The sequence below is a fragment of the Aquaspirillum serpens DSM 68 genome (assembly GCF_000420525.1).
Taxonomy (GTDB): domain Bacteria; phylum Pseudomonadota; class Gammaproteobacteria; order Burkholderiales; family Aquaspirillaceae; genus Aquaspirillum; species Aquaspirillum serpens.
In genome coordinates, this window is record NZ_ATVC01000104.1 from 1 (window position 1) to 2,299 (window position 2,299).

Here is a 2,299-nt window from a genome sequence, read left to right on the forward strand (position 1 = left end):
GGGTCGTCTTGACGGTCTTCTGTCACCACTGGAATCGTCACCACTTTAGTACCATCACTCTGTACCGTTTCACTCACCGTCACCCCGTCAAACGTGCCAGTTGGTGTTGGCGTTGGTACGGGAGTCGGTACTGGTGTTGGAGTCGGCTCTGGTGTTGGCACGGGAGTCGGAGTAGGCTCTGGAGTGGGTACCGGTGTTGGGGTAGGCTCTGGTGTCGGGACGGGAACAGGTACCGGCGTCGGTGTTGGCTCTGGTGTAGGCATAGGAGTCGGTACCGGAGTCGGCGTTGGCTCTGGTGTGGGTACGGGAGTCGGTACTGGTGTAGGCGTTGGCTCTGGGGTTGGTGTGGGAGTCGGTGTCGGGCTACTAATCGACACGGTTTGCGCACTGGAATAAGTCGAGGTGTTGCTTGCCGCATCGGTAGCTTTAGCAACGAGTTTGTCACCATGGGTTAACGTCAGGCTGGTAAAGCTGGCCGTGCCGCCGGTGGCGGTTGCTGTGCCTAATGAGGTGACTTCGCCACTGTCTACGGTGCTGTCATTGTTCGCATCCACCCATTTGAACAGTTCAACCGTGCTTCCTGCTTCAGCGGTTACGCTTACTGATGTGGTTGAATTGGCTGTGCCGACGGTTGGCGCGACCGGTGGGGTGGTGTCGGCCACCGCGTCAGTTGTAAAACTCAGAATTGTTTTATCTGAAACCGTAGAAAGAGAGTTGCCTGCTTGTTTTACAGCAGGGTTAGGAACACCGGCATGGAATCGATTTTCAATTTTGGTTACAAAACCCTTGCCATCTGCATCGACAAAAGCCGCTGGGCTAATAACTAAGTAATAATTTGTGTTAGCCGCAAAAGTGCCATCAGGATTTATGGTTACGGTAGAAGATGTGGAATTTCCGCTAATAGAAACTCTTGAATCTGTAACAGAGAAAGTTTCAAAAACCGTGTCGTTTGAATAATCGCTATCACCGTTATCTACTTTAATAGTGATAGTGCCTGTACCTTTGCTCAAGGCATTGGTATGAGTAAAATTCAGAACAATATTGTCAGACGCACCAACACCCGTTGCATTTGAAGTTGGTGTGAATGAATTTAATGTTGGTGGTGCATCAACATTTGTAGCAAGTAAATCATTGCTGGCACCAGAGACCATACACGCCATGTCCAGATCGCCGTCATTATCGAAGTCAGCAATCTTTGCATTTAAAAGATTGAAGCCAGCAGTCGCAGCGATAGCTGTGCTACTGGTAGTGTAGCTACCGCTTCCATCGTTTAGCCACAGAGTCACAGCCGTCCCTGCTCCGCCAAACTGAGTTACAGCATCAACTGCTCCATCATTATTGAAGTCGCCAGCCAGCCAAACTCCCCAACTGCCAGTCGAACCACCACTATCGGGAATAGGGCTAGAAGCAGTCGTGAACCCCATTGATAATTTCCCATCAAACCCATTGGCAGCTAATTCATAGGTGCCGATTTGTCCCGCACTCTGCTCCAGCACCCAATCCCCCCCTCCCTTGTCCGCCGCCCCTGTCAAATCATCCGATGCCGCAATATCCGCACTTGTTACTTGTGCCAGCTTTCCAATAAATTCCTGACCTACTTCACCATTAGCAACATCACAACCATAAACTAAAATATCACCATCAACCGTTAAACTATTTCCAATTTTCTCTAAGTCATTTTGATACTGCTTAAAACTATTATTATCTAAACCTGCTGTTCCAAGCTGAATACGACCGCTGCTACCATGAGATAAAATATGATTGGTTCGGGTGGTTTTTTTGGTGTGGTCTCGGTGATATGGATTTGGTGGGCACAAAACCAGTGCCCATGCTATCTACGGGTTTGGCGGATGCGCTGCGCTTATCCGCCCTACGGGGGGTCAAACCTCGAAAATATCCTCCAACCGCTGTGCCTGCGCTAACGAAATGCCCCATTGTTGCAACTGTTCCGGCGTCGCTGTCCGCAACCGCGATAACACCCAATCTGGTAACGGCTGACCAAACCGCGCTTCGATCAAGGTTCGGAGAAGGGCTTGCATGGCTTGCTTACCTTTTTCTAGTCCTTGTTGTATGCCTTCTTCACGACCTTTTTGTATGCCTTTTTCTAGACCTTTTTGAATGCCTTCTTCTATGCCCTCTTCCCTTGCAGTGATGATGTCGGTGTTGTAATCCCAGACAGCACGTTGCCGTGCAATGGCGCGCAATTGTTCTTCTTTGGTTTGGCTGAGGGTTTCTAAAGAGCGTAAGGCGGTGACTACCGGTGTGTGTGTCAGCTGTGCCATGATGTGTTGCTCCTGCC

1 protein-coding gene and 1 pseudogene are annotated in these 2,299 nt (G+C 49.9%); both read right to left on the reverse strand.

Annotated features, from left to right (window positions below):
• On the reverse strand, positions 1-1,817 hold a 1,817-nt coding region (locus tag G465_RS0112645; protein WP_022654798.1), incomplete at its 3' end, for a DUF4347 domain-containing protein.
• A gap of 63 nt (positions 1,818-1,880) precedes the next feature.
• Positions 1,881-2,299: pseudogene (locus tag G465_RS0112650) on the reverse strand (hypothetical protein); the annotation flags it as partial.